The sequence below is a fragment of the Bacillus sp. LL01 genome (assembly GCF_001037965.1).
Map to the genome: position 1 here is coordinate 31,397 of NZ_LFEL01000011.1, position 25,163 is coordinate 56,559.

The 25,163-nt window shown below is 41.6% G+C and carries 25 protein-coding genes, 2 tRNA genes and 2 rRNA genes; 6 read left to right on the forward strand and 23 right to left on the reverse strand.

The window, feature by feature from the left end:
* Positions 1 to 104: 104 nt before the first annotated feature.
* The 6 genes from AB685_RS20615 to groES all read right to left on the reverse strand — a co-directional run bounded on the left by AB685_RS20615 (position 105) and on the right by groES (position 7,597).
* Entirely contained in the window at positions 105 to 953 is an 849-nt protein-coding gene (locus tag AB685_RS20615) for a carbohydrate ABC transporter permease (protein ID WP_047972469.1), read from the reverse strand.
* 11 nt (positions 954 to 964) lie between these two features.
* On the reverse strand, positions 965 to 1,882 hold the full coding sequence (locus AB685_RS20620; protein WP_047972470.1) for a sugar ABC transporter permease: 918 nt from the start codon (positions 1,880 to 1,882) through the stop codon (positions 965 to 967).
* A gap of 198 nt (positions 1,883 to 2,080) precedes the next feature.
* Positions 2,081 to 3,373 (reverse strand): ABC transporter substrate-binding protein, encoded by a 1,293-nt coding sequence (locus AB685_RS20625; RefSeq protein ID WP_047972471.1) that lies wholly within the window; start codon positions 3,371 to 3,373, stop codon positions 2,081 to 2,083.
* A gap of 294 nt (positions 3,374 to 3,667) precedes the next feature.
* On the reverse strand, positions 3,668 to 5,011 hold the full coding sequence (locus AB685_RS20630; protein ID WP_047972472.1) for a GH1 family beta-glucosidase: 1,344 nt from the start codon (positions 5,009 to 5,011) through the stop codon (positions 3,668 to 3,670).
* A gap of 533 nt (positions 5,012 to 5,544) precedes the next feature.
* A complete protein-coding gene (gene groL, locus AB685_RS20635; RefSeq protein ID WP_047972473.1) occupies positions 5,545 to 7,167 on the reverse strand; it encodes a chaperonin GroEL in 1,623 nt (540 codons plus the stop codon).
* 142 nt (positions 7,168 to 7,309) lie between these two features.
* Entirely contained in the window at positions 7,310 to 7,597 is a 288-nt protein-coding gene (gene groES / locus AB685_RS20640) for a co-chaperone GroES (RefSeq protein WP_047972474.1), read from the reverse strand.
* An 879-nt stretch (positions 7,598 to 8,476) separates the two neighbouring features.
* Here groES and AB685_RS20645 point away from each other — a divergent pair.
* Together AB685_RS20645 and AB685_RS20650 are read left to right on the forward strand one after the other, a co-directional pair.
* Positions 8,477 to 9,226, forward strand: a complete 750-nt coding sequence (locus tag AB685_RS20645) for a CPBP family intramembrane glutamic endopeptidase (protein ID WP_047972475.1) — start codon at positions 8,477 to 8,479, stop codon at positions 9,224 to 9,226.
* A gap of 237 nt (positions 9,227 to 9,463) precedes the next feature.
* Complete coding sequence (locus AB685_RS20650) at positions 9,464 to 9,670, forward strand: YdiK family protein (RefSeq protein WP_047972476.1); 207 nt, start codon at positions 9,464 to 9,466, stop codon at positions 9,668 to 9,670.
* A 509-nt stretch (positions 9,671 to 10,179) separates the two neighbouring features.
* On the opposite strand, the gene tatC is transcribed toward AB685_RS20650, so the two are convergent.
* Genes tatC through AB685_RS20665 form a run of 3 tightly spaced genes read right to left on the reverse strand, consistent with a single transcriptional unit; the run spans position 10,180 to position 11,823 of the window.
* A complete protein-coding gene (gene tatC, locus AB685_RS20655; protein WP_047972477.1) occupies positions 10,180 to 10,938 on the reverse strand; it encodes a twin-arginine translocase subunit TatC in 759 nt (252 codons plus the stop codon).
* A 17-nt stretch (positions 10,939 to 10,955) separates the two neighbouring features.
* Complete coding sequence (locus tag AB685_RS20660) at positions 10,956 to 11,141, reverse strand: twin-arginine translocase TatA/TatE family subunit (protein ID WP_047972478.1); 186 nt, start codon at positions 11,139 to 11,141, stop codon at positions 10,956 to 10,958.
* A 43-nt stretch (positions 11,142 to 11,184) separates the two neighbouring features.
* Entirely contained in the window at positions 11,185 to 11,823 is a 639-nt protein-coding gene (locus tag AB685_RS20665; RefSeq protein ID WP_047972479.1) for a redox-sensing transcriptional repressor Rex, read from the reverse strand.
* Positions 11,824 to 12,025: 202 nt separating this feature from the next.
* Between AB685_RS20665 and AB685_RS20670 the strand changes: the two genes are divergently transcribed.
* Together AB685_RS20670 and AB685_RS20675 are read left to right on the forward strand one after the other, a co-directional pair.
* Complete coding sequence (locus AB685_RS20670; protein ID WP_047972480.1) at positions 12,026 to 13,966, forward strand: ABC-F family ATP-binding cassette domain-containing protein; 1,941 nt, start codon at positions 12,026 to 12,028, stop codon at positions 13,964 to 13,966.
* 59 nt (positions 13,967 to 14,025) lie between these two features.
* A complete protein-coding gene (locus tag AB685_RS20675; RefSeq protein ID WP_047972481.1) occupies positions 14,026 to 14,214 on the forward strand; it encodes a hypothetical protein in 189 nt (62 codons plus the stop codon).
* 123 nt (positions 14,215 to 14,337) lie between these two features.
* Here AB685_RS20675 and AB685_RS31780 read toward each other — a convergent pair whose 3' ends face one another.
* The 10 genes from AB685_RS31780 to thiL form a co-directional block, all read right to left on the reverse strand.
* Positions 14,338 to 14,514 carry a hypothetical protein gene (locus AB685_RS31780; protein ID WP_198530553.1) on the reverse strand — a complete coding sequence of 59 codons (177 nt, stop codon included), beginning with the start codon at positions 14,512 to 14,514 and terminating at the stop codon, positions 14,338 to 14,340.
* 131 nt (positions 14,515 to 14,645) lie between these two features.
* Positions 14,646 to 15,653 carry a DUF3231 family protein gene (locus tag AB685_RS20685; RefSeq protein ID WP_082153717.1) on the reverse strand — a complete coding sequence of 336 codons (1,008 nt, stop codon included), beginning with the start codon at positions 15,651 to 15,653 and terminating at the stop codon, positions 14,646 to 14,648.
* A 644-nt stretch (positions 15,654 to 16,297) separates the two neighbouring features.
* The gene (locus AB685_RS20690) at positions 16,298 to 16,999 is read right to left on the reverse strand and encodes a hypothetical protein (protein ID WP_047972484.1); all 702 of its coding nucleotides are present in this window, start codon (positions 16,997 to 16,999) and stop codon (positions 16,298 to 16,300) included.
* Positions 16,992 to 17,873, reverse strand: a complete 882-nt coding sequence (locus AB685_RS20695) for an ABC transporter ATP-binding protein (RefSeq protein ID WP_047972485.1) — start codon at positions 17,871 to 17,873, stop codon at positions 16,992 to 16,994. The genes AB685_RS20690 and AB685_RS20695 overlap by 8 nt, the downstream gene beginning before the upstream one ends.
* Positions 17,870 to 18,238 (reverse strand): GntR family transcriptional regulator, encoded by a 369-nt coding sequence (locus AB685_RS20700; protein WP_047972486.1) that lies wholly within the window; start codon positions 18,236 to 18,238, stop codon positions 17,870 to 17,872. The genes AB685_RS20695 and AB685_RS20700 overlap by 4 nt, the downstream gene beginning before the upstream one ends.
* Before the next feature lie 457 nt (positions 18,239 to 18,695).
* The gene (gene tsaD, locus AB685_RS20705; RefSeq protein ID WP_047972487.1) at positions 18,696 to 19,730 is read right to left on the reverse strand and encodes a tRNA (adenosine(37)-N6)-threonylcarbamoyltransferase complex transferase subunit TsaD; all 1,035 of its coding nucleotides are present in this window, start codon (positions 19,728 to 19,730) and stop codon (positions 18,696 to 18,698) included.
* The gene (gene rimI / locus AB685_RS20710; RefSeq protein ID WP_047972488.1) at positions 19,727 to 20,176 is read right to left on the reverse strand and encodes a ribosomal protein S18-alanine N-acetyltransferase; all 450 of its coding nucleotides are present in this window, start codon (positions 20,174 to 20,176) and stop codon (positions 19,727 to 19,729) included. The genes tsaD and rimI overlap by 4 nt, the downstream gene beginning before the upstream one ends.
* A gap of 9 nt (positions 20,177 to 20,185) precedes the next feature.
* Positions 20,186 to 20,881, reverse strand: a complete 696-nt coding sequence (gene tsaB / locus AB685_RS20715) for a tRNA (adenosine(37)-N6)-threonylcarbamoyltransferase complex dimerization subunit type 1 TsaB (protein ID WP_047972489.1) — start codon at positions 20,879 to 20,881, stop codon at positions 20,186 to 20,188.
* Entirely contained in the window at positions 20,878 to 21,333 is a 456-nt protein-coding gene (gene tsaE, locus AB685_RS20720) for a tRNA (adenosine(37)-N6)-threonylcarbamoyltransferase complex ATPase subunit type 1 TsaE (protein ID WP_047972490.1), read from the reverse strand. Before tsaE ends, tsaB begins: the two co-directional genes overlap by 4 nt.
* A 12-nt stretch (positions 21,334 to 21,345) precedes the next feature.
* Positions 21,346 to 22,326, reverse strand: coding sequence for a thiamine-phosphate kinase (gene thiL / locus AB685_RS20725; protein WP_047972491.1), 981 nt, complete (start codon positions 22,324 to 22,326; stop codon positions 21,346 to 21,348).
* 223 nt (positions 22,327 to 22,549) lie between these two features.
* Here thiL and AB685_RS20730 point away from each other — a divergent pair, with 223 nt between their 5' ends.
* Complete coding sequence (locus AB685_RS20730) at positions 22,550 to 22,867, forward strand: DUF3243 domain-containing protein (RefSeq protein WP_047972492.1); 318 nt, start codon at positions 22,550 to 22,552, stop codon at positions 22,865 to 22,867.
* A gap of 406 nt (positions 22,868 to 23,273) precedes the next feature.
* Complete coding sequence (locus AB685_RS20735; protein ID WP_053073899.1) at positions 23,274 to 24,197, forward strand: DUF2268 domain-containing putative Zn-dependent protease; 924 nt, start codon at positions 23,274 to 23,276, stop codon at positions 24,195 to 24,197.
* A 346-nt stretch (positions 24,198 to 24,543) separates the two neighbouring features.
* Here the strand turns inward: AB685_RS20735 and AB685_RS20740 are convergent.
* The 4 genes from AB685_RS20740 to AB685_RS20755 all read right to left on the reverse strand — a co-directional run.
* Positions 24,544 to 24,619 (reverse strand) — tRNA-Asp (locus AB685_RS20740).
* A 3-nt stretch (positions 24,620 to 24,622) separates the two neighbouring features.
* A tRNA-Met gene (locus tag AB685_RS20745) sits at positions 24,623 to 24,699 on the reverse strand.
* Positions 24,700 to 24,747: 48 nt separating this feature from the next.
* Positions 24,748 to 24,864 (reverse strand): 5S ribosomal RNA (rrf, locus tag AB685_RS20750).
* 114 nt (positions 24,865 to 24,978) lie between these two features.
* Positions 24,979 to 25,163 (reverse strand): 23S ribosomal RNA (locus AB685_RS20755); the annotation flags it as partial.

The following is a 25,163-nucleotide window of genomic DNA, read 5'->3' on the forward strand; positions in this document are numbered from 1 at the left end:
TTCATCGCTTCATAGCCAACCCTATTTATTGGTAAGATAGATTCTAGATTCATTTATTATATATTCACTTTTCTACTATTGTACCTTTTTCCAAAAACACCGTATTACTTAACCGCACCTTCAGATAAACTTTGGATAAATAAACGGTTGAACAACAGGAATACAATTAGCAGCGGTACTGTCGCCCAGAATGTTCCGGACATAATCATACCATAATCTAATAGACGAGCATCATTTAAAGAGCGTAACGCAACTTGTAGTGTATGCATAGATGGATCTCTTAACACTACTAGCGGCCATAAGAAGTCGTTCCATACTGCCATGAAGACGATAATTCCTAACGTCGCGAATGCTGGTAAAATCATTGGTACAACAATATTCCAATAAATACGGAAGTTTGAACAACCATCGATTTTTGCCGCTTCCATGATTTCATAAGGTACACCATCTTTTATATATTGTCTCATCCAAAAGATACCGAATGCATTAATTAAACCAGGGATAATAATCGCTCTAAAATCATTTAACCAACCTAACTTCGTAATGATATAATATTGCGGAATTAAGCCTAATTGTGGTGGGACCATCATCGTGACTAAAATCATCCCGAACAAAATACTTTTTCCTTTAAAGTCAAGCTTCGCGAATGCGTAACCTGCTAGAGAGCATAAAAATAGAGTCCCTAACGTTACGGTCGTTGCTACGAAAAAGGAGTTCCACATCGCTCCAAAAAAATCAATACTGCTTAACACTTTCTGAAAGTTTTCTACCAAGTGTTTTCCTGGAGTAAACGGAGGCGGTACTTGGTTAATCTCTCTATTTAATCGAGTAGCCATTACGAACATATAGTAAAACGGAAAAAGGGAAACTAAAGAACCAATGATTAAGCTTACATATACTAATAATTTTTTAGGTGAGAATTTCCCTTGTCCTACTTCTCTTTTCCCTGCCATTTAGGTCCCCCCTAGCTAACTTTTTTCGAACGTCCAATTTGATTTGTAATTAGTAAGTTAATTGCAGTTAACGTGATAATGATTAAGAATAGTACAATTGCTGCTGCAGATGCTGTTCCGAAGGAGTTATACACAAACGCGTCTCTCCAAAGGTATGCAACCACTGTAATACCTTCTTCACGTAAGCCTCTGCCTAAGAAAATCAACGGCTCCGTGAATAACTGCAAACTTCCGATTGTTGCTGTGAACACGACGAACATTGTAATCGGCTTTAACATTGGTAAGGTGATAAGTCGAATTTGCTGACCAACTGTTGCCCCGTCTATTTTTGCTGCTTCATATAACTCTTTAGGAATACTTTGCATACCAGCTAAGAAGATAATCGTGTTATATCCTACCCATCTCCAAAATACCATGGTCGCAATGGCGATTTTAACTGGCCAATATTCAGCATTCCAACGAATAGGGCCAATATCAAAGAAACTTAATATATAGTTCGCAAACCCGAAAGGTTGATTATTAAAAATAAGTCCAAATATAATTGCTACTGATACAATTGATGTAATATACGGTAAAAATACCAACGTACGAAATGTGTTACGAAAACGTAATAATGCCGAGTTTAATGCAAAGGCAATTAGTAATGCTGCCACGATTTGAGGAACCGTTCCCATAATCCCAATAAGGAATGTGTTCTTAATGGAAGAGAAAAACACAGGGTCGTTAAAAATAAATGAAAAGTTTTTCCAACCATTAAACTCCATCGGATTTAAACCATCCCAGCGAAAAAAAGATAAATAGAAACTAAATATCATAGGGAACAACCCAAAAATGGCAAATAAGATGAAGAATGGAGAGATAAATAAATATGCTGATAAAGCAGTACGCTTTTTCTCGGATAAACGTTTAGGCTTTTTAGTTGTATCCACCTTTAAACCCCCTTACGGAAATAAGATATATGTTGGCAACCTCTTGTTGGTTTTCGAGAATGTCCTATATCGACCACCACACCCAGAGGTATGGAAGTGATAGAAGCCACTCTCGAAACAAGTCATTTTAATCCGAACCAACAAGATTACTTTTTTATAGGGTATGACAAGCAGTTGCCATACCCTATAAAATATAATCTATCTGTCTAGAATAAGTTGAATTCTATCAAGTGCTTCTTTCCACTCTTGATCACGATCGCTATCAGCAGAAACGTTATCAAGTGCTTGTTTCATTTCGTCATCTACTGGGTAATATAATCTACCTTTGTAAACCGGCTCTACTTGTTGTGCAGCTTCAGAGAATACTTGTGCCGTTGCAATTCCACCGAAGTATGCATCTTCATATTCCATAAACTCAGGCATCTCATATACAGCTGGTGAAGATGGGAATAAACCGTAACCTAAGAATGCTTTTAATTGTTGCTCAGGTGCTGTTAACCAAGCGATAAATTTATAAGCTTCTTCAGCATTTTCAGATTCAGCTGGAACCGCTAGATAAGATCCACCCCAGTTACCAGCGCCTTCTGGCATTGTTGTAATAGACCAAACACCTTCTTCAGGAGAGTTGTCTTTAATTACACCTTGCATCCAAGCTGGTGCCAACATTGTTGCATAAGTCCCTTCACCCATACCTCCAAACCATTCTGGAGTCCATAAAGGAATATCTCCTACTAGATCTTGCTCAAATAAATCCGCTACATAGTTAAATGCGTCTTTAATTTGGTTGTGCTTATCAATAATTAACTCATTGTCCGTATTGAAATATTGTTGAGTTGATTGGTCACGTCTTGCATTGTAAACAAGCTCACCAGAGTCAGTCATTAACTTACCAGTTTTTTCTTTTATTTCGTTCGCTACATTTTCGAAGTCTTCCCAAGTAGTAATTAATTCTGAAACAGCTTCTGGTGATGAGTCAAAGCCTGCTTCTTCAAATACGTCTGTACGATAGAACATTACAGTTGGACCGATATCCGTTGGTAATCCGAATAAGAAGTCTCCAGCTGCATTTTCTCCATTCTGCCATACCCAATCAAGGTAGTTGTCTGCTATATCAGCTGCACCAAAGTCGAAAAGGTTTGCAAACGCGTGCTCCGCGTTACGATATCTCTCAATTTGCGCTTCTTCAATCATTGTAATATCTGGTGCACCGGAACCTGCAGAAATAGATGTAAATAGATTGTCATGTAAGTCATTCATATCACTATTTTGAAGATTAATAGAAACATGTGGATTATCCTCTACATATTCTTCAATTAATTTATCGTATCCCGTATTCCCAAACTCCCAGAATACTAATTCCACCTCACCGCTACCGATTTTTTCAGTAGATGTATCAGTACCAGCATTATTACTACTAGTATTATTATTACAAGCTGCTAATAAAGACACAGCTAGAACTGATGTTGCTGCAAGTTTCCAAAACTTTTTCATTTTGTTTTCCCCCCTGGAAAATTAAATTTTATTGAAAAACTTTTATGACAAGTAAGTCTAATTACCGCTCTACTTCCTCACCCCCTCAAAAGACCAGGATACCAACAGGCAAGATTTAAATGTGATGGTGATCTCTCGATATAATCCACCTAACTCGTAAGCGCTTACTTCAAACTATAAAAAATAATCTTTTTAATACTAAAGCGCTATTGTAGTATATATTATAAAACCGAAGCGCCAATTTTCCCCCTATAATGTGAGTTGACACTCCGAGCTAACATACTAGATTAGATCTTATACTTCAAAGAAATTATTTGTAATTGTCTGTTTGTACCAATAGAAGCTGTCTTTTTTCGTACGTTCGAGCGTGCGGTAGTTTACATGAACTATTCCGAAACGCATAGAGTATCCTTCTGCCCACTCAAAGTTATCTAATAATGACCAAGTCAAGTAACCTTTAATGTTTACTCCATTCTCCATTGCACGGTTTAATGAAACTAAATGCTGTTTCAAATAATCTGTACGTCTATTGTCTTTAACCTGTCCATTTTCAGGCTCATCGTTGTAGCAAGAACCATTTTCAGTAATGTAAATTGGCACATCCCCATACGTTTTACTAATATAAGTTAACACTTTATAGAATCCTTCAGGGTAAATGTTCCAACTAATATCCGTCTTTTGGTAGCCTGTATCAACTCTTTCATGGTCAAACAAACCTTCATTTGCTTTGTATCTTCCAACACTACCTGTATAGTAATTAATACCAAGTAAATCGATTGGTTGATTAATAATTTCCATATCACCATCTTGAATATTTAAAGTAGCACCTCTTGTTGCAAACCAATCAACCATATATTGTGGATAAGATCCTTTGAATACTGGATCAAGGAACCAATCAATGAAGAAAGCATTTGCACGGTTACATGCGTCAATATCTTCTTGTCTTTCGCTGAACGGTTCATTCCACTCTACATTGGGAGCGTAGCCAATTTTTCCTTCTAACCCAAATTCCCTAAAACGAATGACCGTTTTACCATGTGCTACATGTAAATGGTGAGCTACATTCACCGCTAACTGAAGATCTCTATGACCAGGAGCATGTGCTCCGATATAATTTGATAAGAATGAAACACACCAAGGTTCATTAAATGTGATCCAATATTTAATTTTCCCTTCAAACTCTTTGAACATTACCTCTGCATACTCTACAAAGGCATCAATCGTTTCGCGGTTATCCCAACCACCTTTATCTTGTAAAGCCTGTGGCAAGTCCCAGTGATAAAGTGTACACATCGGCTCAATACCTTTTTCTAGTAACCGATCTACTAAGTTGTGATAGTAATTTAACCCTTCTCGATTTACTTCTCCAGTTCCACTTGGAAAAATTCTTGGCCATGCAACAGAGAAACGGTAATAGTCGACGCCAAGGTCATTCATTATTTCTATGTCCTCATCATATCTATGGTAGCTGTCACAAGCTACATCCCCATTATCACCATTTACGACCTTACCTGGTTTTTTAGAAAATGTATCCCAAATAGAAAGCCCTCTTCCACCTTCCTTCACAGCACCTTCAATTTGGTAGGAAGCAGTCGCAACTCCCCACTTCATTTCTTTTGGAAATTGTATAATCGCCATGATGTTAACCCCTCTCATAATCTAACAAAAAATATAATTTACACTAAACCGCTTTCGTAATTCATAAAAAAATACAAGATTACTAAACCGCTTTCGTAATCAGCAAAAAAATATAATAATTGTTCTTACTTATTTGTTGCCATTTTACTATTTAAAGCTTTTTTGTAGCTTTATTGCTGTTGGTAGTTTGTTGTTTCAGTTTCTCATTTACTGAAACCGCTTTCGTAAATTTATTATAAGCCCATAATTATGAAAACGCAATCATTATTTTGTCAAAATTCAGAACACTACATCACTACTTGCCGAGGCAGGTGTCAGTCTCGAACAAATCATGGATCCTTTGGGTCATACTGACGATCAAATTACGAAGAATGTATATCTCCAAGTAACGCAAGAAATGAAAAAAGAAGCCTCTCAAAAGTTCGCTGAACTCATGAGAAGCCTCCGTTAATTTACCTCTATGTTAGCAAAATGTTAGCATTTCACTCTCACCTTACTATCAAATCCTTTTAAATCAAGGGTTGAGGGGCAGATTACATCATTCCGCCCATTCCACCCATGTCAGGCATGCCGCCGCCAGCGTTTTCTTCTGGGGTGTCTGCTACTACTGCTTCGGTAGTTAGGAACATCGCAGATACGGATGCTGCGTTTTGTAGTGCATAGCGGGTTACTTTTGTTGGGTCAACGATACCAGCTTCAAGCATGTTTACCCATGCGCCTGTTGCAGCGTTGAATCCGATGCCGATTTCTTCTTTTTTCAGGCGTTCTACGATGACAGATCCTTCTAGACCAGCGTTGTGCGCGATTTGGCGTACAGGCTCTTCAATCGCACGTAGAACGATTTTAATACCGGTTGCTTCGTCGCCTTCCGCTTGGATTGCTGCTACTTTGTTGTAGATGTTTACAAGAGCAGTACCACCACCGGCTACGATTCCTTCTTCTACAGCAGCACGTGTGGAGTTAAGAGCATCTTCAATGCGAAGTTTACGCTCTTTTAGTTCTGTTTCTGTTGCCGCTCCGACTTTGATTACAGCTACGCCACCAGCGATTTTAGCTAGGCGCTCTTGTAATTTTTCACGGTCAAATTCAGAAGTTGTATCTTCTAATTGTGCACGGATTTGGCCAACGCGTGCTTTGATCTCGTCCGTGTTACCGTGTCCGTTAACAACTGTTGTGTTTTCTTTTGTTACAACGATCTTGTCAGCGCGTCCTAATTGGCTGATGTTCGCAGTTTTTAGGTCAAGACCTAGTTCTTCTGTGATCACTTCTCCGCCAGTCAGTACTGCGATGTCTTGAAGCATTGCTTTACGACGGTCACCGAATCCAGGAGCTTTAACTGCTACTGCATTGAATGTTCCACGTAATTTGTTCACTACTAATGTAGCCAACGCTTCGCCTTCTACGTCTTCTGCAATCAGTAACAATGGCTTGCCTTGTTGTACTACTTGCTCAAGGACTGGAAGGATTTCTTGGATGTTCGTGATTTTCTTGTCTGTGATTAACACATATGGGTTTTCAAGAACAGCTTCCATTTTGTCGGAGTCTGTTACCATGTATGGAGATGCATATCCACGGTCGAATTGCATACCTTCTACTACTTCAAGCTCTGTTGTGAAGCCTTTGGACTCTTCTAGAGTGATAACGCCGTCGTTACCAACGCGCTCCATCGCTTCTGCAATCAGTTGGCCAACTTCTTCGTCCGCTGCAGAGATTGCTGCAACTTGTGCGATGGAAGCTTTGCCTTCAATTGGTTTAGAGATTGTTTTTAATTCTTCGATTGCAACCGCAACCGCTTTTTCGATTCCTTTACGAATACCCATTGGGTTTGCACCAGCTGTAACGTTCTTTAATCCTTCGCGGATCATTGCTTGCGCTAGAACTGTTGCAGTTGTTGTACCGTCACCGGCAACGTCGTTTGTTTTGCTTGCAACTTCTGCTACAAGTTTTGCACCCATGTTTTCGAATGCATCTTCAAGTTCGATTTCTTTCGCGATCGTTACACCGTCGTTAGTGATTAGTGGAGAACCGAATTTTTTCTCAAGTACCACGTTGCGTCCTTTTGGTCCTAATGTTACTTTGACTGCGTCAGCTAGTTTGTCTACACCGCGAAGCATGGAGCGGCGAGCTTCTTCACTAAACTTAATCTCTTTTGCCATAATAGATAGACCTCCTCAGTAAATTTTGGGTTGCTGCTTGGTTGATTTTCGCTGCAGGTGTTCGCTGCAATCAACTATTTTGGGGATTTTTTATAAAGAATGCGGAGGCTTTCTGTAAGCCTTGCCGCTTTTGAGATTTAAATCAGTTGCTTACTACTGCAAGTACGTCTGTTTCTTTTAGAATAAGAAGTTCTTTCCCTTCGAATTTCACTTCAGTTCCTGCGTATTTGGAGAAGATTACGCTGTCGCCAGCTGCTACTTCAAGTGCTACGCGTTCTCCGCTTTCTAGTACGCGACCTGATCCTACTGCTACTACTTTACCTTCTTGAGGTTTTTCTTTCGCAGAGTCTGGTAATACGATACCACTTGCCGTTTTTTCTTCTGATTGAACAAGCTCAATTACAATGCGATCACCTAATGGCTTTAACATGAAAACAACCTCCTTGGTTTCATATGTAATGTTTTATTTTTATTAGCACTCTTATCACTCGAGTGCTAACACAATTATTATAATAATGAATTTGTTACTTTATTGCAAGTATCTTGACTTAATTTTTTTCGACTTGGAACCCTTTTCATTATCATCATCTGGTTGGCGCTTTAAACTGTTTTTTATAAAAGTTTTTTGGGGTGGATTTTTGTTGTGACGGGATTAACAGGTTTTGTGACGGGATTTTTTATAGTTATGATTGGATTCCGCCGACTTATGAAGGGATTTTCCTCTGTTGTGACGGGATTATGAATATGGCTTACTTTCCCCGGGGTGTTATCTCAGGAATACTGACTTTAGTGACGGGATTTCTCCTGATTATGACGGGATTCACTCTTCCTGTGACGGGATTATTTTTTTGTAGTGCTAATTTTAATAAAATCGCGCGCTTTTGACTTGTACTTAAGTGGTTACCATTAACAAAGTTCTATACTCCATCATTACAGAAACTTGTCCCCCACTCGGGAGATTTATTACAAAGCTTCCTCTCCACTCATCTAAATTCGTAAAATCGCCATATTAAGGGAAACCTTATCGTTATAAGGACATATAAATTATATGGTACAATACGAAAAGTGAATAATGCTAAGGCTTTTCTCAAAGATAGTTGCTATACTTTAGTAAAAAGTCGGCAATTGGACTTTTCACCAAGAAAAATCGGCCTTTGGATTTTTCACTGCTTATCTACTCTATTTTAGCGTGCAATTATTTCTGATTTGCCAAAAAAAGAGCACGACAGTAAGGAGTATAACGAGCACTTTATCCATACGATAAAGCAACAACGCTTACGAAAATAGCCTTGAATAAGAGGAGCTTATTATGACGAAAAATTATTGGTATATCATTATTACATATGTCCTGATGCAGCTGTCCGGATTACTCGGGTATCCCCTTCTTATTTGGCTTGGTGTCGGGGAGGGAATGGAACCTAGCAGCAGGGAAGCCTTTTTAATTGGGGTTTGGGCATTTATCAGCTTCACGATTGGTCTTATTATCGTCAGTTGGATACTCAGAAACGAGTGGACCAAAGGGGACTTTCGCGGCGAGACGGCCTCCATCCCTAAAACGGTGCTCTGGTCGATTGTCGGCTTTCCCCTTGCATTGATTGGTCAGGCGCTTGCTGCCCAAATTCAGCTTCAGCTGTTCGGCATTCAGCCAGGTTCTGAAAACACTCAGGAAATCATGGGCTTTGTTACCGCTTTTCCGGTCATGATTTTTGCCGTGGCTGTGGCTGGACCGATTCTGGAGGAGATCATTTTCCGGAAGATCATTTTCGGTGCCTTCTACAAGCGGTTTAACTTTGCGATTGCACTGACCGTGAGTTCCCTACTTTTTGCTGTGGTCCATCAAGATTTCAAGCATTTGCTCATATACTTTGTCATGGGAGGCATTTTCGCTTTTCTATATGTGAAGACCAACCGCATTATTGTTCCGATCATTGCCCATGTGGCCATGAACTCGTTTGTGGTGACGGTGCAGTATGTATTTAGAGATGATATTGAAGAGATGATGCGTCAGATGGAAGAGATGCAGAAATACTTACCGAATTTCATTTCGTTCTTTTCTTAGTCTAACTTACTCAATTCTCATTTCTTTAAAGTTTGTCCGTTTCTTTCCGCTGCAGGCACTTGCTTTCCGCGGGGAGGGCCGGAAGCCTCCTCAGCTTCGCCTGCGGGGTCTCCCGTTTCCCTCTATCTCCCGTCGGAGTCAAGTGCCTTCCGCTCCAATCCACTGATTCGGTTTTTCAATTCAGTAACATTCGTCAACAGCATACCTAAGAGTTGACTTTACCTGGAGGATTTGCACATGAAAATAACACCGTTAAGAATGGTTTTCTTCTACTCAATCATGGGCAGTTTGTTTTTGTACCTGGCTATTGTTTCTGTGAAGGATACCATCTGGCACTGGCACACGATCCTGTTGATGCTCATTGCCACGTTTGATTTTGGAGTCGCCATCCGGTCGTATTTTCTTCATCAAAAGATAAAAGAGATACAACAGAAGAAGAAGTGATATAAGACTCGTACCGCTTGGAGGTGCGGGTCTTATATTTGATTTTATTAGAAGTGGTTTTGGGTAATTAAGGGGTTCTTTCTGAAAGTGGTTTTAGGTAATTAGGGTGGCGATTTAAGGTGACAGCGCCGATATTTGTAATTGCGACTTATTTTGTACAAAAAACAGGAAAAACAATCATTTTGATGCGCCTCAAAATGCGTTCGGTCATTTCGTTCCATAGTTCGGACATTTTCCTCGTTCATGAACAGAGGGTTCGGACATTTGAAGTCGCTGTTCGGTCAACTATCAACCTCCTTCGGTCACCCCAAAATTTCGTTCGGTCAAGAATGCAAAAACTTCGGTCAACTTTCCAAAATCTTCGGTCAAAATCGGGAAAACTTCGGTCATAAATCGAAAATCTTCGGACATTTAGCGCATAGCCCCCGTGCCACCTATCCCTTTAACCCACATATCCAACAAAACAAAACAAGCTCGTCCCCCTTTATAAAGAGGTACGAGCCTGTCGCCTAATTATTCATCTTCTGTTCCTGTTCCATCAACGCTTCCGCTTTCTTTGCTTTTCGATAGGCAATGCGGGAAATCACAATGCTGATCTCATACAGAATGAAGAGCGGGACCGTTACCATTAGATGTGACAAAAGTTCCGGCGGTGTGATCAGTGCACCGACAACAAGAAGCCCAAAGTAGGCAAACTTACGGATCTTCACCAAAAAGTCCGGTGTAATGATTCCAAGCCTTGTTAAGAACATGACAACTACCGGCATCTGAAACAGGATGCCGAATGGAATGGTCAGTTGAAAGAGGAACTGAAAGTATTCGTTTACTCCGATAACCTGATTTATCTCTAGACGTTCTGCCAGCCTATTCATGAAATCCACGACGAATGGAAACAGAATATAGTAGGAAAAAGCAAGACCGCTGATAAATAAAATGATGGAGATCGGGATATAGCTTAATGTGACACGGCGCTCTCTATCATACAAGCCGGGGCTGATGAAGGCCCAAAGCTGAAAGAGTGTGACCGGGAACGTAATGATAAATGCAATCAGAAAGGCGAATTGCATAAAAATCTTGATGGGATCTGTCATGCGAAAGGCGTTCATGGTGAGGTCTTTCGCTTGATCTGTTTGCTGTAAATAGACAATGATCGGTTCGGCCAGAAAGAAGCCACCGATTGCCGAAACGAAAAAGAAGGATGCAATGATGATGATTCTTTTTCGGAGCTCGCCTATATGGTCATACACCGACATTTCTCTATCTAGCATATATGTTCATCCTTACATTACTTCGTTTCTTCTTTTTTCTCTTTATTATCATCTTCGTCAGCTAATCCTTTAGTTGCGTTCTTGAATTCACGCAATGTGTTTCCTGCTGCTTTACCCAATTGAGGTAACTTGCTTGGTCCGAAGATTAATAGTGCGACAAATACTATAAGTAAGAGGCTTCCCATTCCTAATCCACCTGGCATATTGTTTGCCACCTCCTTGAAATATACTCATTCTACTACTTTTTTACTCTGTTGGATAGTGCTTGAGAAAATATACCAATGACTGCAGTTCCACCGCCAAATCGATATGATGGATGCGTATTGCCTCCGGAACATTGATACGTGCGGGTGTAAAGTTCAGTATGCCCTTTACTCCTTTTTCTACTAGTCTATCCGCTATTGGCTGTGCTACCGGAGCCGGAACCGTCAAGATGGCTACCGTTACATTCTCAGGCAAATGTTTTTCAATATCGTCTAAATGATGAACAGGGACTCCTCCGATTTCCGAGCCGATCTTGGACTCGTCCACATCAAAGGCCATCACTATTTTCGTATTATTGTTTTTCATGAAATTATAATGTAGGAAGGCGGTTCCTAAATTACCTACACCTATTAGAGTAACATATGTCAATTCATCTTGGTCGAGCGTTTTCCTGAAAAAAGTTAACAAATATTGAACATTATATCCATATCCCTTTTTCCCCAGTGCACCGAAGTAGCTGAAGTCCCGGCGAATGGTGGCGGAATCAACCTTTACCGCTTCACTCAGTTCGGCAGATGATACCCGCTGTTTCCCCGATGAATGCAGATTCTGGATAAACCGATAGTAGAGCGGCAGCCGCTTAGCTGTTGCCTGTGGAATTTTCAGTTGTTCGTTATTCATTTTACTCCCCCATTTATCGAAACCGTTTGCTTTTCTATTCTATCATGTAACGAAAACGATTACATTTCTATGTCTATAATAATCCCGCGGAAAGCGAACACCCGGAACGTAAATCAACAGAAAGTTGACCAAACCACCCAAAATCTTGATGTAACGTCTGAAGAACGATACACTTAACCTAGAATTACTCGAGGTGAAAATAATGATTATATTACAAGTCAATCAGCTGACGAAATATTTCGGCGCTGACCTTATTTTATCGAATATAAAACTAGAAGTACAATCCAAAGATAGAATTGCCCTTGTGGGGCGCAATGGGGCTGGGAAATCCACCTTATTAAAAATCATATCCAATCAGATGTCCTTTGATTCAGGGGACCTCATCAAACCTAAAGGTGTGTCGATGGGCTATCTTGCTCAGGATACCGGTCTACAGACTGAGCGCTCGATCTGGGACGAGATGCTGACGGTATTCTCCGGCCTACGCGAATTGGAAGCGCAGATGCGCCAGCTTGAAGCGAAAATGGGTGATCCATCTTGTTTTGAAGACGAGGATCTTTATGCCCGTGTCCTAAAAGAATATGACGAGGTACAGGAATCCTTCAAACAGCAAGGCGGCTTTCAGTATGAAGCGGATATCCGCTCCGTTCTGCATGGTCTTCGATTTTCAGAATACGATTACCAGACACCGATTGAAACGTTGAGTGGCGGGCAGCGGACCCGCTTGGCCTTAGCAAAATTGCTATTGACCAAGCCTGACCTCCTCATTCTGGATGAGCCTACCAACCACTTGGACATTGATACGCTCTCCTGGTTGGAAAACTACCTTCAAGGCTACCCTGGTGCCTTGCTAATCGTTTCCCATGACCGCTATTTCTTGGACAAGGTTGTAAACATTGTTTATGAAATTTCCCGTAAGCAGTCTGCCAAATTCATCGGAAACTACAGCAAGTATCTGGAGCAGAAGGCCGAGCAGTATGAGCGCGAGATGAAAATGTTCGAAAAGCAGCAAGGTGAGATTACCAAGCTACAGGATTTTGTGGCGAAAAACTTGGCACGTGCCTCTACAACAAAACGTGCGCAGAGCCGTCGCAAACAGCTGGAGAAGATGGACGTAATGGACCGACCGAAAGGCGATGAGAAGTCCGCTTCGATTATGTTTGATATTGACCGCCAGAGTGGGAACGATGTCCTGAAGGCGAAAGATCTGGCCGTTTCGTATGATACGACCCCTGTGTTCCGTCATGTGGATTTTTCCATGAGCCGTGGAGACAGCGTGGCACTTGTTGGTCCAAATGGGATCGGGAAGTCGACATTACTGAAGACGCTTGTCGGAAAATTGAAGCCGCTTGAGGGCACCTTCTCCTTTGGAGCCAATGTGTCCATCAGCTACTACGATCAGCAGCAGGCAGACCTTACCTCCAACAAGACGGTTTTAGCTGAACTCTGGGACGAGTACCCACAAAAAATGGAGAAGGAAATCCGGACCGTTCTTGGAAACTTCCTATTTTCCGGGGATGACGTGCTTAAGCCGGTATCCACGTTGAGTGGTGGCGAAAAAGCTCGACTTGCCCTTTCCAAGTTGATGATGCAACGCTCCAATGTGCTGATTCTGGACGAGCCTACCAACCACTTAGACCTAGACAGCAAAGAGATCCTGGAAAATGCCTTGATTGATTATCCAGGAACGATCCTTTTTGTTTCCCATGACAGGTATTTTATTAACCGTTTGGCGACGAAAGTGTATGAGCTGAGTACGGAGAGCGCAACAGAATACCTTGGTGACTACGACTATTATGTGGAGAAAAAAGAAGAGGTTTTGGAGCTTGAGCGTTTGGAGGCGGAGACGTCCCAATCAAAGGGTGCAAGGACTACTTCCACTGTCACCACTGATGCACCTGAGAAACTGAGCTACGAACAGGAAAAAGAGGCGAAACGTCTGGAGCGTCAGCGGAAACGCCGCGTGGAAGAGATAGAAAAAGAGATGGAAGAGCTTGAGCAGAAAATCGAGCATAACGAAAGTGAACTGTGCCTGCCCCAAGTCTATCAGGATCATGAAAAGGTGCTGGAGCTGAACACGGCTAATGAAGCCTATCAGGAAAGGCTTCTTGCCTTGATGGAGGAATGGGAAGAGCTCGTGTAAAAAAAGACAGAACACAAGATTTCCAGAGACGGATGTCTTGTGTTTTTTAGGGGGCTAGCATGAATAGATTCTTTTCGATTATTATATTGATAGTCATTATTATTAATACCATCAGATACATCAGTTACATTTTTACCGGACCGGTCGAAGCCTATTATTTTGTCATGCTGGCTATTAACCTTGCTGGACTGGGACTTGGAGTGTATTATTTGTTTTTCCAGAAAAAGCAGAAAAGAAGAAGGGGTTAGATCCTAACGGGTTCCGATATCTATCGCAAAAGCAAGATTTACAGATGAAAATGTATATCTAAATGCACCGCTAATTGTGGTGCTTTTTGCATTAAAAAGATCCCAGTCATAAAACTGAGCTAATTATTTGTGCTTAAGGTTATCGTTATCGATAAATGAATCCAATATAATATCCGATCCGTTCCAGACGGCTTTATAATAGTCAGTAAGCACCCACACACACATCTCATAAGCCGTCTCAAAATCCAGCTCAGATAATTCATCTTCATTTTCAGCATTTAGGAGGATTTTGTAATACATTCCGTACAGTGTTTGGTTTAATCTCTGTAACTTACATTTGTGGGGCACAAAAGAAAATGCGTCCCTTTTTTATTGCAGGAACGCACCACGTTTGTTGATAAATATTTGTTTTTCAATAGGTGTATTTTTAATTATTGTTCTTTTGAGGACAGTTTATTTCTGTTTATCGCAATTGGCGGTTGTTCCATCCAACCCTGTTCAATCATAATATTTGCACCGTCCTCTACATATAAAGAAACATCCATTAAACATCGAGCATACATCGCTCCAATATCTCTTCTTCCATTTAACGATGCTCCGTTTGCATATTCTCTTATTTTCATTGAAAACATATCTATTTTATGAATAACCATTAGCTTGTCAGAAAATGGGGGAATGGTAGATGATGTAACTAAGTGGTCCAGTAGTGAAGGCGACGGTAAATTATCCTCATTTAGTTTTTTCGATAACATTTCTATATGCTTTTTATTGATATTTCTACCACGTTCAAGAAACTTTCTTACCCTTTTATCTTGTGCTCCTTGGCTAAATCCAATAATGAGTGCTTTACTTGTGATGTCATTGTTAATATTGCCAAATAAATGTCCAATTTCAAGTCCATGAAGTGGTCTTACATCACCTAAATAACCATTTAAAAAACTTTGCTTATTAACAAATTCAACTTCTTTCGGGTTAGGAACTGCTGGAGCGTTCATTAACATTCCTTTTAATTTTAAAAGATCAGAGGTTTTGGTCATCAATTTGACAGTATCACTAAGAGATTTTACAAAAAAATCCCTGATGTCATTTCTGGTTACTATGGGGATTGCAGCAGAATAAATGCTCATTCCAGCTTTTCCTACATATTGTAAATAATAAAGGTAGAATTCATCACTAAACAGTCTTGGTGCATCTAAATTCACATCTTCATCTGCCAAGCCTACTGGTATTGGGAAATTCTCTTGTTTAAAAATCGCACCTATTTCTTGTACATAACTTTCAGTCAAATGTAAAGCATATTCCAAAACTTTTTTAATCTCTTCATCTTCAACATTATTTAGGTAATAACTAAGTACACATTTTGCCATAGTATTCCCAATATAAGTTGCCCAAAGCTTTCCCATCTCTGCTGATGTTAAATCTGATATATCAGTATTCATGACAAAATACCTCTCATTCATCACGTTCTTTTTAAATATTATGAGCAAGTATGAGAATTATATGTATTACTCAGCAATATAAAGTCCTGATATTCCTACTTTGATTATAGTTAGATCCCTTTCCTCTTTTTCTTCTTATTGAAAATGGATATACCCAGTTGATCGCAGTGGAAGGCGCGCAGACTCCTCGAAAATGCTAACGCATTTTCTTCGTGCGAATTGCTGCCGTAGCCTTCCTTGTCCTGCGGAAGGAAGAAACAAGGGAGACCCCGCAACGAAGGAGGGCATTGAAAAACTAAAAACGAATTGTTTTTAATGGTTTCTAGCTGTGGATTGGAGCAAATAGCGTAGACTCCTTGAAAATGCGAGCATTTTCTGCGTGCGATGTATCGCTGCCGTAGCCTTCCTTGTCCTGCAGGGGAGTAGCGACAATCTTGAGACCCCGCAGGGCGCAGCCCGAGGAGGCTCAAGGTCGCCCCGCGGAAAGCGAAGCTATTTGGGGAAATCAACAGCGGTGTTTACCCAAGAACTAAAATTCAGTACTTTTTCAGTGGCCTTCAACGAAGTAAGGAGGCTCCCGGACCGCCCACGGAAAGCGAAGCGCCTGGAACGGAGCTCAACGTTAAATGCAAGTTTCGCCTCTTCTATCTTGTCGCACTAGGTACAGTAGAAGCCCTGCGCAACATTCCCCAGTTCGGCAAGTAGGCTAACAAGGCCACCCCCACCAGCATCAGAAAGTTAAAACCAAGCTTCCAGCCCTCCACATTTACTATTGCATCAAATATAAAGTTCCTTGTGTATGGCAGGATTACGATAATAGCCAGTACTGCCAATGTTCCAAGGCCGCCAATCAGGCCAAGTCGAAAGAAAATCGTGCCAAGCAGAAAGCCGAGCGATAACAATAGGAAGCAGATGATCATGTCGACAAGCAATGCATTGTACCAAGTATTCGCCAAGGTCGTCGCTTCCACAGTATGATAGGTCAGGAAGCGTTCGCTTGCTGCCGCTTGCACAAGACTATTAAAAATGGTTTGAATGATCACATGAATTATGGAGAAAACCGCCGCTACCGCAAAGCAATAAACAAGTACACTTACTACATATCGCGTTCTTGTCGCACCAAGCTTGATGCAGTAAGGAAACGTCTCTTTTGTAGTCAAAAACCCTGTAATGCCGCAGAAAATATAAATGGCCATGCTGGTTGTTACAATCATTCTTGTATCAAATGAAAGGACAATAATGAACATAGCTGTCAGACTGAGAATCAGGATGGACCAAAACACCATGAAGGAAAAACGGATGTCCACCGTTAAATAGTAAAGTACAGCTTTCATATCGTTAAGCATATTTTTTTCCTCCCTTTAACTCTTCTTCCGTCATATATACCATCAATTGCTGGATGGAGCTGCGGTCGGCATCAAGATTGTGTATGGTCGCCTGTTCCACCGTTAAGCCTTCACCGAACAGAGTTGCTGTCTTTCTTCCAGCTAAGATTGATTCATGAAGAACCCGCTTGCCCTGTGCAAACTCATCCACCGCTTCTTTTTTACCGGAAACAGTGATGCTTGATTCCAATAGTTTTTCGGTCGATTCATGAAAAAGAAGTTCCCCGCTTCTCAACAGGATGACCTCTTCGAACAGATTGCTTACCTCATCAATCAGGTGTGTGGAAAGAATGATGGTTCTTGGATATTCTTCGTACTCTTCAAGAAGCACCTCGTAAAATCTATACCTTGCCGCCGCATCCAGGCCAATATACGGCTCATCGAGAATCGTGATTTTCGCTCTGCTGGCAAGCCCGATGATGATGCCTAAGGAAGATTCCATCCCTTTTGACAGCCCCTTTGTTTTCAGGGAAGGTTCGAGGTTGAAAGTTGTGAGCAATGCATTTGCCGTCTCCCAGGACCAGTTAGGATAAAACAGCGACGCAACCTTGAGGATATCCTTTATTTTCAGACGCTTGATGAAGTTGTTGCTCTCGTTTACCAAACAAACATCTTTAGTGATCTGTCTGTTGTTGAATGGATTTTGGCCATTGATGAGGATTTCCCCTGATGAAGGAAGTGCGTGGCCGGCGAGCAGCTGCATTAGGGTGGTTTTACCAGCACCGTTCCGACCGAGTAGGCCGTAAATTTTGTTTTCTTCAAGTGTTAGCGTCAAGTTATGAACTGCTTTTTTTGCTCCGTACGTTTTAGATACATTCATCAATTCTACTTTCATTTCTCTTCCCCCTTGCGAATAAAGGTTGCCAATTCTTCTTCACTAATACCAAGCTTGCTTGCTTCCTGCTTTAAAGGAATGATGAAATCTTTGAAAAAAGCCGATTTTCTTTTCGTGAGAATGATTTCCTTTGCTCCCTCTGCAACGAACATTCCGACCCCTCTTTTCTTGAATAGGATTTCCTGATCTACCAACTGATTGATTCCTTTGGCTGCTGTTGCCGGATTAATCTGATAATATTTCGCAAATTCGTTTGTGGATGGTACCCGTTCTCCCTCCTGCATGCTGCCTTCTAAAATACCACTCTCGATTAGTTCGGCCACCTGCTGGAAGATGGGTATGTCACTTTTAAGGTTGATTTCCACGTTTTCACCTACTTTGGTTTTCTGGTGTTGTTTTTAATGTAATGTACATTGTGTGTTATGTTATTTGGTTCATTACTTATGTAACTAACTATATAAGTTAAACAATTGTAAGTCAATAGACTTTTTAACATATTTTACAAATTTATTAAGAGATAGTAAGTATCCATCTCCAACATCGCGCTTTTTGTCGAGAAAAAAAGGAATCTTGGTGAAGCTTGTCGACTACCCCTAGTTACCCACAGACTTATACACATATCCACCCTTGTTTTATAAGTTATCAAGATAATTATTCACACTATCCACAGAAACCAACAAAGTTATCCACAATTATTATTCACATTTCAGAGGTTTATTTTAGTGGATATTCGGGTAACTGTCCACAAGTATTCCACAGACCTGTGGATAAAGTGCTCAACCATGCAAAACAACAAGAAAAAAGCCTTTCAACTGCACCAAGTCAGTTAAAAGGCTTTTCGATATCTAATCCTGGATTCGCATTCAATTCCATCCCAGATCGCTTTCCTAATCGGTACATCACACTTCCTGCTGTCGCAATCATGGCAGCATTGTCCGTACAAAGTGATAACGGTGGAATCACAAGGTTCTTCCCTTCTTTATCCACAGCTACCTGCAATGCTGCACGCAATCCTTTATTAGCTGCGACGCCACCTGCAAGCAACACCTGATTCACGCCATATTCCTTCATGGCACGAAGGGTTTTTCCTACAAGTACTTCAATCACGCTCTCCTGGAAGCTTGCCGCAAGGTCCTCGGGGACGATTTCCTCCCCTTTTTGCTTCGCATTGTGGAGGGTGTTGATAACTGCTGACTTCAAACCTGAAAAACTGAAGTCATAGGAATCCTCTTCAAGCCACGCTCTTGGCAACTTGATAGAAGGCGTCCCTACCGCCGCCATTCTGTCAATATGAGGTCCACCCGGATATGGTAGGTGGAGTGTGCGCGCCACCTTGTCATAGGCTTCTCCTACAGCGTCGTCACGCGTTTCTCCGATCACTTCAAAAGAACCGTGCTCTTTCATATACACAAGCTCTGTATGCCCACCAGACACAACGAGAGCAAGCAATGGGAAGTCCAGGTCTGCCACAAGTTGATTGGCATAGATATGACCTGCAATGTGATGGACACCGACCAATGGCTTTTGGTGGGAAAATGCAACCGCCTTAGCCGCGTTCACGCCTATCAACAGTGCACCAACAAGTCCTGGTCCTTCGGTTACCGCAATTGCATCCATGTCTTCCATGGTCAACCCGCTCTTTTCAAGTGCTTCTTCTAGTACAACAGTCATCTGCTCCACATGATGTCGTGAAGCAATTTCTGGTACAACGCCGCCAAAACGCTGATGGCTCTCGATCTGGGAGGAGACGATATTTGCGACGATCTCCTTGCCATTTTTAATAATAGCTACAGCCGTCTCGTCACAGCTTGTTTCAATCCCCAATATTAATTCATCTTTTTCTTCGATTGTTTTCATATATTCACCCACATAACTAATGCATCTTCATTGTTATCCACATAGTATTTTTTTCGAATGCCGCCGTTCTGGAAGCCGTGTTTGCGATAGAGGGACTGTGCCACCACATTCGAAATCCTCACTTCCAATGAAACAGTCGTCGCTCCAACCATTTTGCAATATTCCATTGCTTTTCCGAGTAAAAGATCCCCAAGTTTCCGGCCTCTGCAAGAAGGATCTATGGCAATGTTTGTAATCTGCGCTTCCCCCATCACAATCCAGATCCCGCAATAGCCAATCACCCGTTCATCCTCTTTCATAACGAGATAATGGGCATAGGGATTATTGGTCAGTTCGTAGTAGAAGGCATCCTTCGTCCAAGCGGTAGCAAAGGACTGAAGCTCTACTCGATGCACCCCTTCAATATCGTAAACCGTCATTTTTGTGATTCCAATTAATGAATTCATCCCGCTCACCTATTTTTCTTTACTTTCCAGCCATTTCGCCTCTGCTTCTGCAAGTCTTGTATAGTTCGGTACAAAGGAATGGACATCCTCCGCCTCTTTTTTCAAGCCAAGGAAAGCAAGCTCACTTGGTCTGGGATTGTTCTCGCTGACCTGTGCAAATTGTGCCAGGTCCCCAAGGTACTCTATGATGGTTTCCTTATGGAGGTGCACATCATTTCCTATGAATAATACCGGTTCCTGTCTCTCTTTTAAAGCCTGCAGCCAATCCGCCATCAGGATGTTGACGTCCTCTATCTCTGTAACCAATTCGCCACCGCCAAAGCGATACAACCCCGTGTACACCTGCCCGCGTCTGGCATCCTGCAAGGAACAAATACTTCCTTGAAAATAACGCCCGTTTGCTGCAACAAGCTCGAGGCTAGAAACACCAACAAGTGGGATCTTCAACGACCAAGCAAGCGTCTTGGCAAGCGTGACACCGATCCTGACTCCCGTATAGGATCCCGGGCCTTTACCTACTACAATCCGTTCCAAGTCTGCAGGTTTCACATCACAATCCTGCATCAGCTTCTCCACTGCAGGCATTGCTCGCAATGAATGATTCTTTTTCACATTTGTCACTAGTTCCCCGATAACCTTATCTTCCTCGACAATTGCTACGCCAAGCACGTATGTAGACGTATCAATCGCTAATACTTTCGTCATTCCATTAGCTCCTTACATATAGCTTCATATCTGTCCCCTTTTGGTGTGAGTACGAGCTTCCGTTCATCGTCCCCATGGTGATAGATATAGACCTCTAAACGCTCTTTCGGTAAAAACTCCTCTATCAGGTGTGCCCATTCCACTACCGTCACACCTTCTCCTTCAAAGTAATCATCAAATCCCAAGTCCTCTTCACTATCAGCCAAGCGGTACACATCCATATGATAGAGGGGAAGGCATCCTTGGTATTCCTTGATGATGGTAAAGGTGGGACTATTCACATTCCTTTTGACTTCAAGGCCTTTTGCCAACCCTTTAGTAAAAGTCGTCTTCCCCGCACCAAGGTCTCCCTCCAACAGCAGAACCTCTCCGCCTCTCATCAATTTGCCAAGTCGCTCGGACTTTGCCATAGTCTCCTCGGCAGAATGTGTCATTACCTCCACTTGTAACATATCACCAAACTCCTAACTTCTATTAAAATGATTATATCCTTCTTTTTTCAGTGTCTGTATGCTTTCATTTGTCTTCAAGAATACTTGTCCTGTACCTGTGTGGACAGTGCCGATCCGAGTGATGGAAATTCCAGATAACAGACATTCCTCTTGCAACGAAGACCAATCCACTTCAGGGATCGAACCAACCAACTCGAAGTCTTCCCCACCTGTCATGGCCCAGTTGAAGGCATTTTCACTATTATAGTCTTTTACATCGGTACTTATAGGTATTGTTTCCTTATTCACCGTAATATCTACCCGGCTTGCCTCTGCTATCTCCAAAAGCTCACTTGCCAAGCCGTCACTGACATCATTGAGGGAAACACGATCAAACCTGCTCAAAATCCTTCCCAACGTCACCTGTGGCCTCGGCTGTTGGTGTTGTTGTATTAAAGCTGGATGGTTCATGGACCCACTCTGATTATGTAAAAGAATATCTAGACCACCTGCCGCATCGCCCAATGTACCGGAGACAAACACCACATCCCCATCATTCGCATTGGAACGGAGCAGCCTTTTGCCGTTCTCCACTTTTCCAATCACAAACACACTTAATACCATCATTTTGCCGGAAGTCGTGTCTCCACCTATTAGATCCATTTCATATTGATCCCCAATCTGCTTCATACCATCATAGATTGCCTTTAACTCTTCTGGCTTCCAGCTCTTCGGAATGGTGATGGATACAAGATAATACATCGGATATCCACCCATTGCTGCCACATCACTAATGTTGGCGGCGAGTGCCTTGAACCCGATATCAAAGGGAGTCATTGTTTGTCTCGTAAAATGGACGTCCTCCACCATCGTATCCACACACACGATTTTCTCATAGCCTTCCTCTAAAGAAATGATAGCAGCGTCATCGCCGATCCCTACCACCTTCTGCTCATGAAACAATCGATCCGGCTGAATATCTTTAATAAAAGCAAACTCATCTGAAATGGACAAGCTCTTCACTCCTCTGCTTCCGACTGCTATCCACTATTATAGCGAATGGGACCTCATAAAGAAAATAATTATCCTAATATTATCATCATGTAAAAACAACAGCGATAAGCGCACACCTAAAACAGATAATATGTATGACGAAATTACACATAAGGAGGTTTAACTCTCCTAGAAAAAGGATATGGACAAGAGAACGCTTAAATTTAGAGGAGGAATATGAAAAATGGCATATACAGACCGTGAAGCTACGGAAGACAGAGTAGAACGTAAAGTTGAAAACATGGACCCAAGCAAGAAAGAGCAGATCCTGGCCGACTTCGATACCTTCAAAAGCTATTTAAGTGACAAAGTCTCCAAAGGAAAAAAAGTAGGCTTAGGGGAAGAGCAGCTTGCTATCGCAGCCGAAAAAGTAGCGGATTACCTCGCCAAGCATGAAGACCCTAGAAACAGTGAAGAAAAACTTCTTCAGGAGCTATGGAAAGTTGGGACAAAGGACGAGCGTCATAAACTCGCCCATATGCTAGTCAAACTGGTAGATTAATAGTACCGGTATAAATTTACCATATTCTTATATATAGGCACTTTTCTCGAAGATTGTTGCTATTCACTGATAAAAAGTCGGCAATTGGACTTTTTACAGCTTACCTACTTTAAAATAGGCATGTAGGTTATTCTGTAGAGCCGAGAAAAGAGCACGACAGCAAGGTGTATAACGGATGGTTGAAAAATACGAAATAGCAACATAGTTTACGAAAACAGCCTATATAAAATACATGCTAGACACCATTTGTTAGCCTGCCACCTCTATAGGTGGTTTTTTTATGGGTAAAATTTCCTCAATAAAAATATAATAAAAAAGAAGGAATTTGTCATAATTTATAGAATATTTAAACTTGGTTGCCGATATATAATTTATAGGGGGCAAATACTACTTAGGAGGGAATTCAATGCGCTTTACTAGTTTTTTATTTTTTCTCATCATGGCTGTAGCATTAACAGGTTGTAACAACGGGGGAGTAGAAGCAGACGCCGAAGAGGAAGTAGGTTTAGACTATTCCTTCGAAAACAATGGACAAGAATTTGAAATAATCCATGTGTACCAGTTGTTTGAAGCATTCTATGCAGAAGGACTTAAAGGGGAAGAAGCAACTGCGCTGTACACTTCCAGCATCCTTGATGAGGTTGCAGATAGATGCTATAAGGGCGGAGAATTTGAACAGATGACCGACTATGTTCTAGCTCCACCAAAGAACCGAATTGCTGTTCAAGATAACCTAAAAAGAATGGACACAGGCAAGATCAACGCTGCCATTAAAGAAGCTCTAACAAAATCGTCCAACGAATTACCTGTTGAAGGAAGCAAAACCACAGTATGTGTATTCCCAACAGACAATAATGCATCCCAAAGTATCGTCACTGCCGGTGTAGGCCAGATTGTCGTATTATATAACCGTAATACTACAGACAACCTTCTCAAAGCAGGTGTAGCAAACAAATACCACCACAGCTACTGGGTGGATAATCACTATAACGGCGAAACTTTCACCGTATTGGATAGCCTTGTAATCGAAGGAAAAGGCGCCATGTTCCAAAAACTTGTATATCCTAAAATCAACGCAGCTCCTTTAGACGAATCCTATAATAAAGATCTTTGGGCAAGAATCGAAGGTGAACTGGAAAAAGAAGACGATAAAAAATTACAAGAAATACTCAAAGGTGGAAGAAATGGTTTACCTGGCCAATATGGATACAGCGAAAGCTACAAGATGGTCAAATCCTATGTAGACGCAAATGAAGGTTCTTCCATTGAAGACTGGACTGCCGCTACATCAGAAGAAATTCTGGAGGCACATAAAGCGAATTATAATTAATAGCCTGTAGGTAACGTTTGAATATCGGATTTTCGGAGAAGCTGGAGCCTGAGTAAGGCTTCATCTTTTTTTGAGAATAGCTTTTTTCGTAAACTTTGTTGCTTTTTCGTATTTATAAACCACCCGTTATATTCCTTGCTATCGTGCTCTTTTCTTAGCTATACAGGATAGACTTCATGTCTAGTTTAGAGTCAATAAGCGATAAAAAGTCCAATTGCCGACTTTTTACTGGTGAATAGCAACAATCTTTGAGAAAAGAGCCTTGAGAATAGAGCCTTGTTAAATTAATCCCAAACCTAAAAAAAGACAAAAAAAATAACGAAACCTAGTTTCGCATTTAAAAAAATGGCGGTCCCGACCGGGATCGAACCGGCGATCTCCTGCGTGACAGGCAGGCATGTTAACCGCTACACCACGGGACCTTTTGGTTGCGGGGACAGGATTTGAACCTGTGACCTTCGGGTTATGAGCCCGACGAGCTACCGAACTGCTCCACCCCGCGACAATAATAATTAATCTAAGTTACTTATGCTTTTTTATAAAAGCATTTGCCTGGCAACGTCCTACTCTCACAGGGGGAGATCCCCCAACTACCATTGGCGCTGAAGAGCTTAACTTCCGTGTTCGGTATGGGAACGGGTGTGGCCTCTTCGCCATCATTACCAGACATATACTATTATAATATAACTATGTGAAAAAAGCAAGAAGTTTTTCAACTATCTTGTTCCTTCAAAACTAGATAATGTGTTCATATCAAGGTATTCCTATCGTTCAAATGTTTTGGGTTAAGTCCTCGATCGATTAGTATTCGTCAGCTGCACGTGTCGCCACGCTTCCACCTCGAACCTATCTACCTGATCATCTTTCAGGGATCTTACTTGCCGAAGCAAAAGGAAATCTCATCTTGAGGGGGGCTTCATGCTTAGATGCTTTCAGCACTTATCCCGTCCGCACGTAGCTACCCAG

Bases quoted from the DNA above. Each gene is read 5' to 3' on its own strand.
- AB685_RS20615 (WP_047972469.1), bottom strand. From the start codon at position 953: ATGGCAGGGAAAAGAGAAGTAGGACAAGGGAAATTCTCACCTAAAAAA.
- AB685_RS20625 (WP_047972471.1), bottom strand. From the start codon at position 3,373: ATGAAAAAGTTTTGGAAACTTGCAGCAACATCAGTTCTAGCTGTGTCT.
- AB685_RS20630 (WP_047972472.1), bottom strand. From the start codon at position 5,011: ATGGCGATTATACAATTTCCAAAAGAAATGAAGTGGGGAGTTGCGACT.
- groL (WP_047972473.1), bottom strand. From the start codon at position 7,167: ATGGCAAAAGAGATTAAGTTTAGTGAAGAAGCTCGCCGCTCCATGCTT.
- groES (WP_047972474.1), bottom strand. From the start codon at position 7,597: ATGTTAAAGCCATTAGGTGATCGCATTGTAATTGAGCTTGTTCAATCA.
- AB685_RS20645 (WP_047972475.1), top strand. From the start codon at position 8,477: ATGACGAAAAATTATTGGTATATCATTATTACATATGTCCTGATGCAG.
- AB685_RS20650 (WP_047972476.1), top strand. From the start codon at position 9,464: ATGAAAATAACACCGTTAAGAATGGTTTTCTTCTACTCAATCATGGGC.
- tatC (WP_047972477.1), bottom strand. From the start codon at position 10,938: ATGCTAGATAGAGAAATGTCGGTGTATGACCATATAGGCGAGCTCCGA.
- AB685_RS20660 (WP_047972478.1), bottom strand. From the start codon at position 11,141: ATGCCAGGTGGATTAGGAATGGGAAGCCTCTTACTTATAGTATTTGTC.
- AB685_RS20665 (WP_047972479.1), bottom strand. From the start codon at position 11,823: ATGAATAACGAACAACTGAAAATTCCACAGGCAACAGCTAAGCGGCTG.
- AB685_RS20670 (WP_047972480.1), top strand. From the start codon at position 12,026: ATGATTATATTACAAGTCAATCAGCTGACGAAATATTTCGGCGCTGAC.
- AB685_RS20675 (WP_047972481.1), top strand. From the start codon at position 14,026: ATGAATAGATTCTTTTCGATTATTATATTGATAGTCATTATTATTAAT.
- AB685_RS31780 (WP_198530553.1), bottom strand. From the start codon at position 14,514: ATGTATTACAAAATCCTCCTAAATGCTGAAAATGAAGATGAATTATCT.
- AB685_RS20685 (WP_082153717.1), bottom strand. From the start codon at position 15,653: ATGAATACTGATATATCAGATTTAACATCAGCAGAGATGGGAAAGCTT.
- AB685_RS20690 (WP_047972484.1), bottom strand. From the start codon at position 16,999: ATGCTTAACGATATGAAAGCTGTACTTTACTATTTAACGGTGGACATC.
- AB685_RS20695 (WP_047972485.1), bottom strand. From the start codon at position 17,873: ATGAAAGTAGAATTGATGAATGTATCTAAAACGTACGGAGCAAAAAAA.
- tsaD (WP_047972487.1), bottom strand. From the start codon at position 19,730: ATGAAAACAATCGAAGAAAAAGATGAATTAATATTGGGGATTGAAACA.
- rimI (WP_047972488.1), bottom strand. From the start codon at position 20,176: ATGAATTCATTAATTGGAATCACAAAAATGACGGTTTACGATATTGAA.
- tsaB (WP_047972489.1), bottom strand. From the start codon at position 20,881: ATGACGAAAGTATTAGCGATTGATACGTCTACATACGTGCTTGGCGTA.
- tsaE (WP_047972490.1), bottom strand. From the start codon at position 21,333: ATGTTACAAGTGGAGGTAATGACACATTCTGCCGAGGAGACTATGGCA.
- AB685_RS20730 (WP_047972492.1), top strand. From the start codon at position 22,550: ATGGCATATACAGACCGTGAAGCTACGGAAGACAGAGTAGAACGTAAA.
- AB685_RS20735 (WP_053073899.1), top strand. From the start codon at position 23,274: ATGCGCTTTACTAGTTTTTTATTTTTTCTCATCATGGCTGTAGCATTA.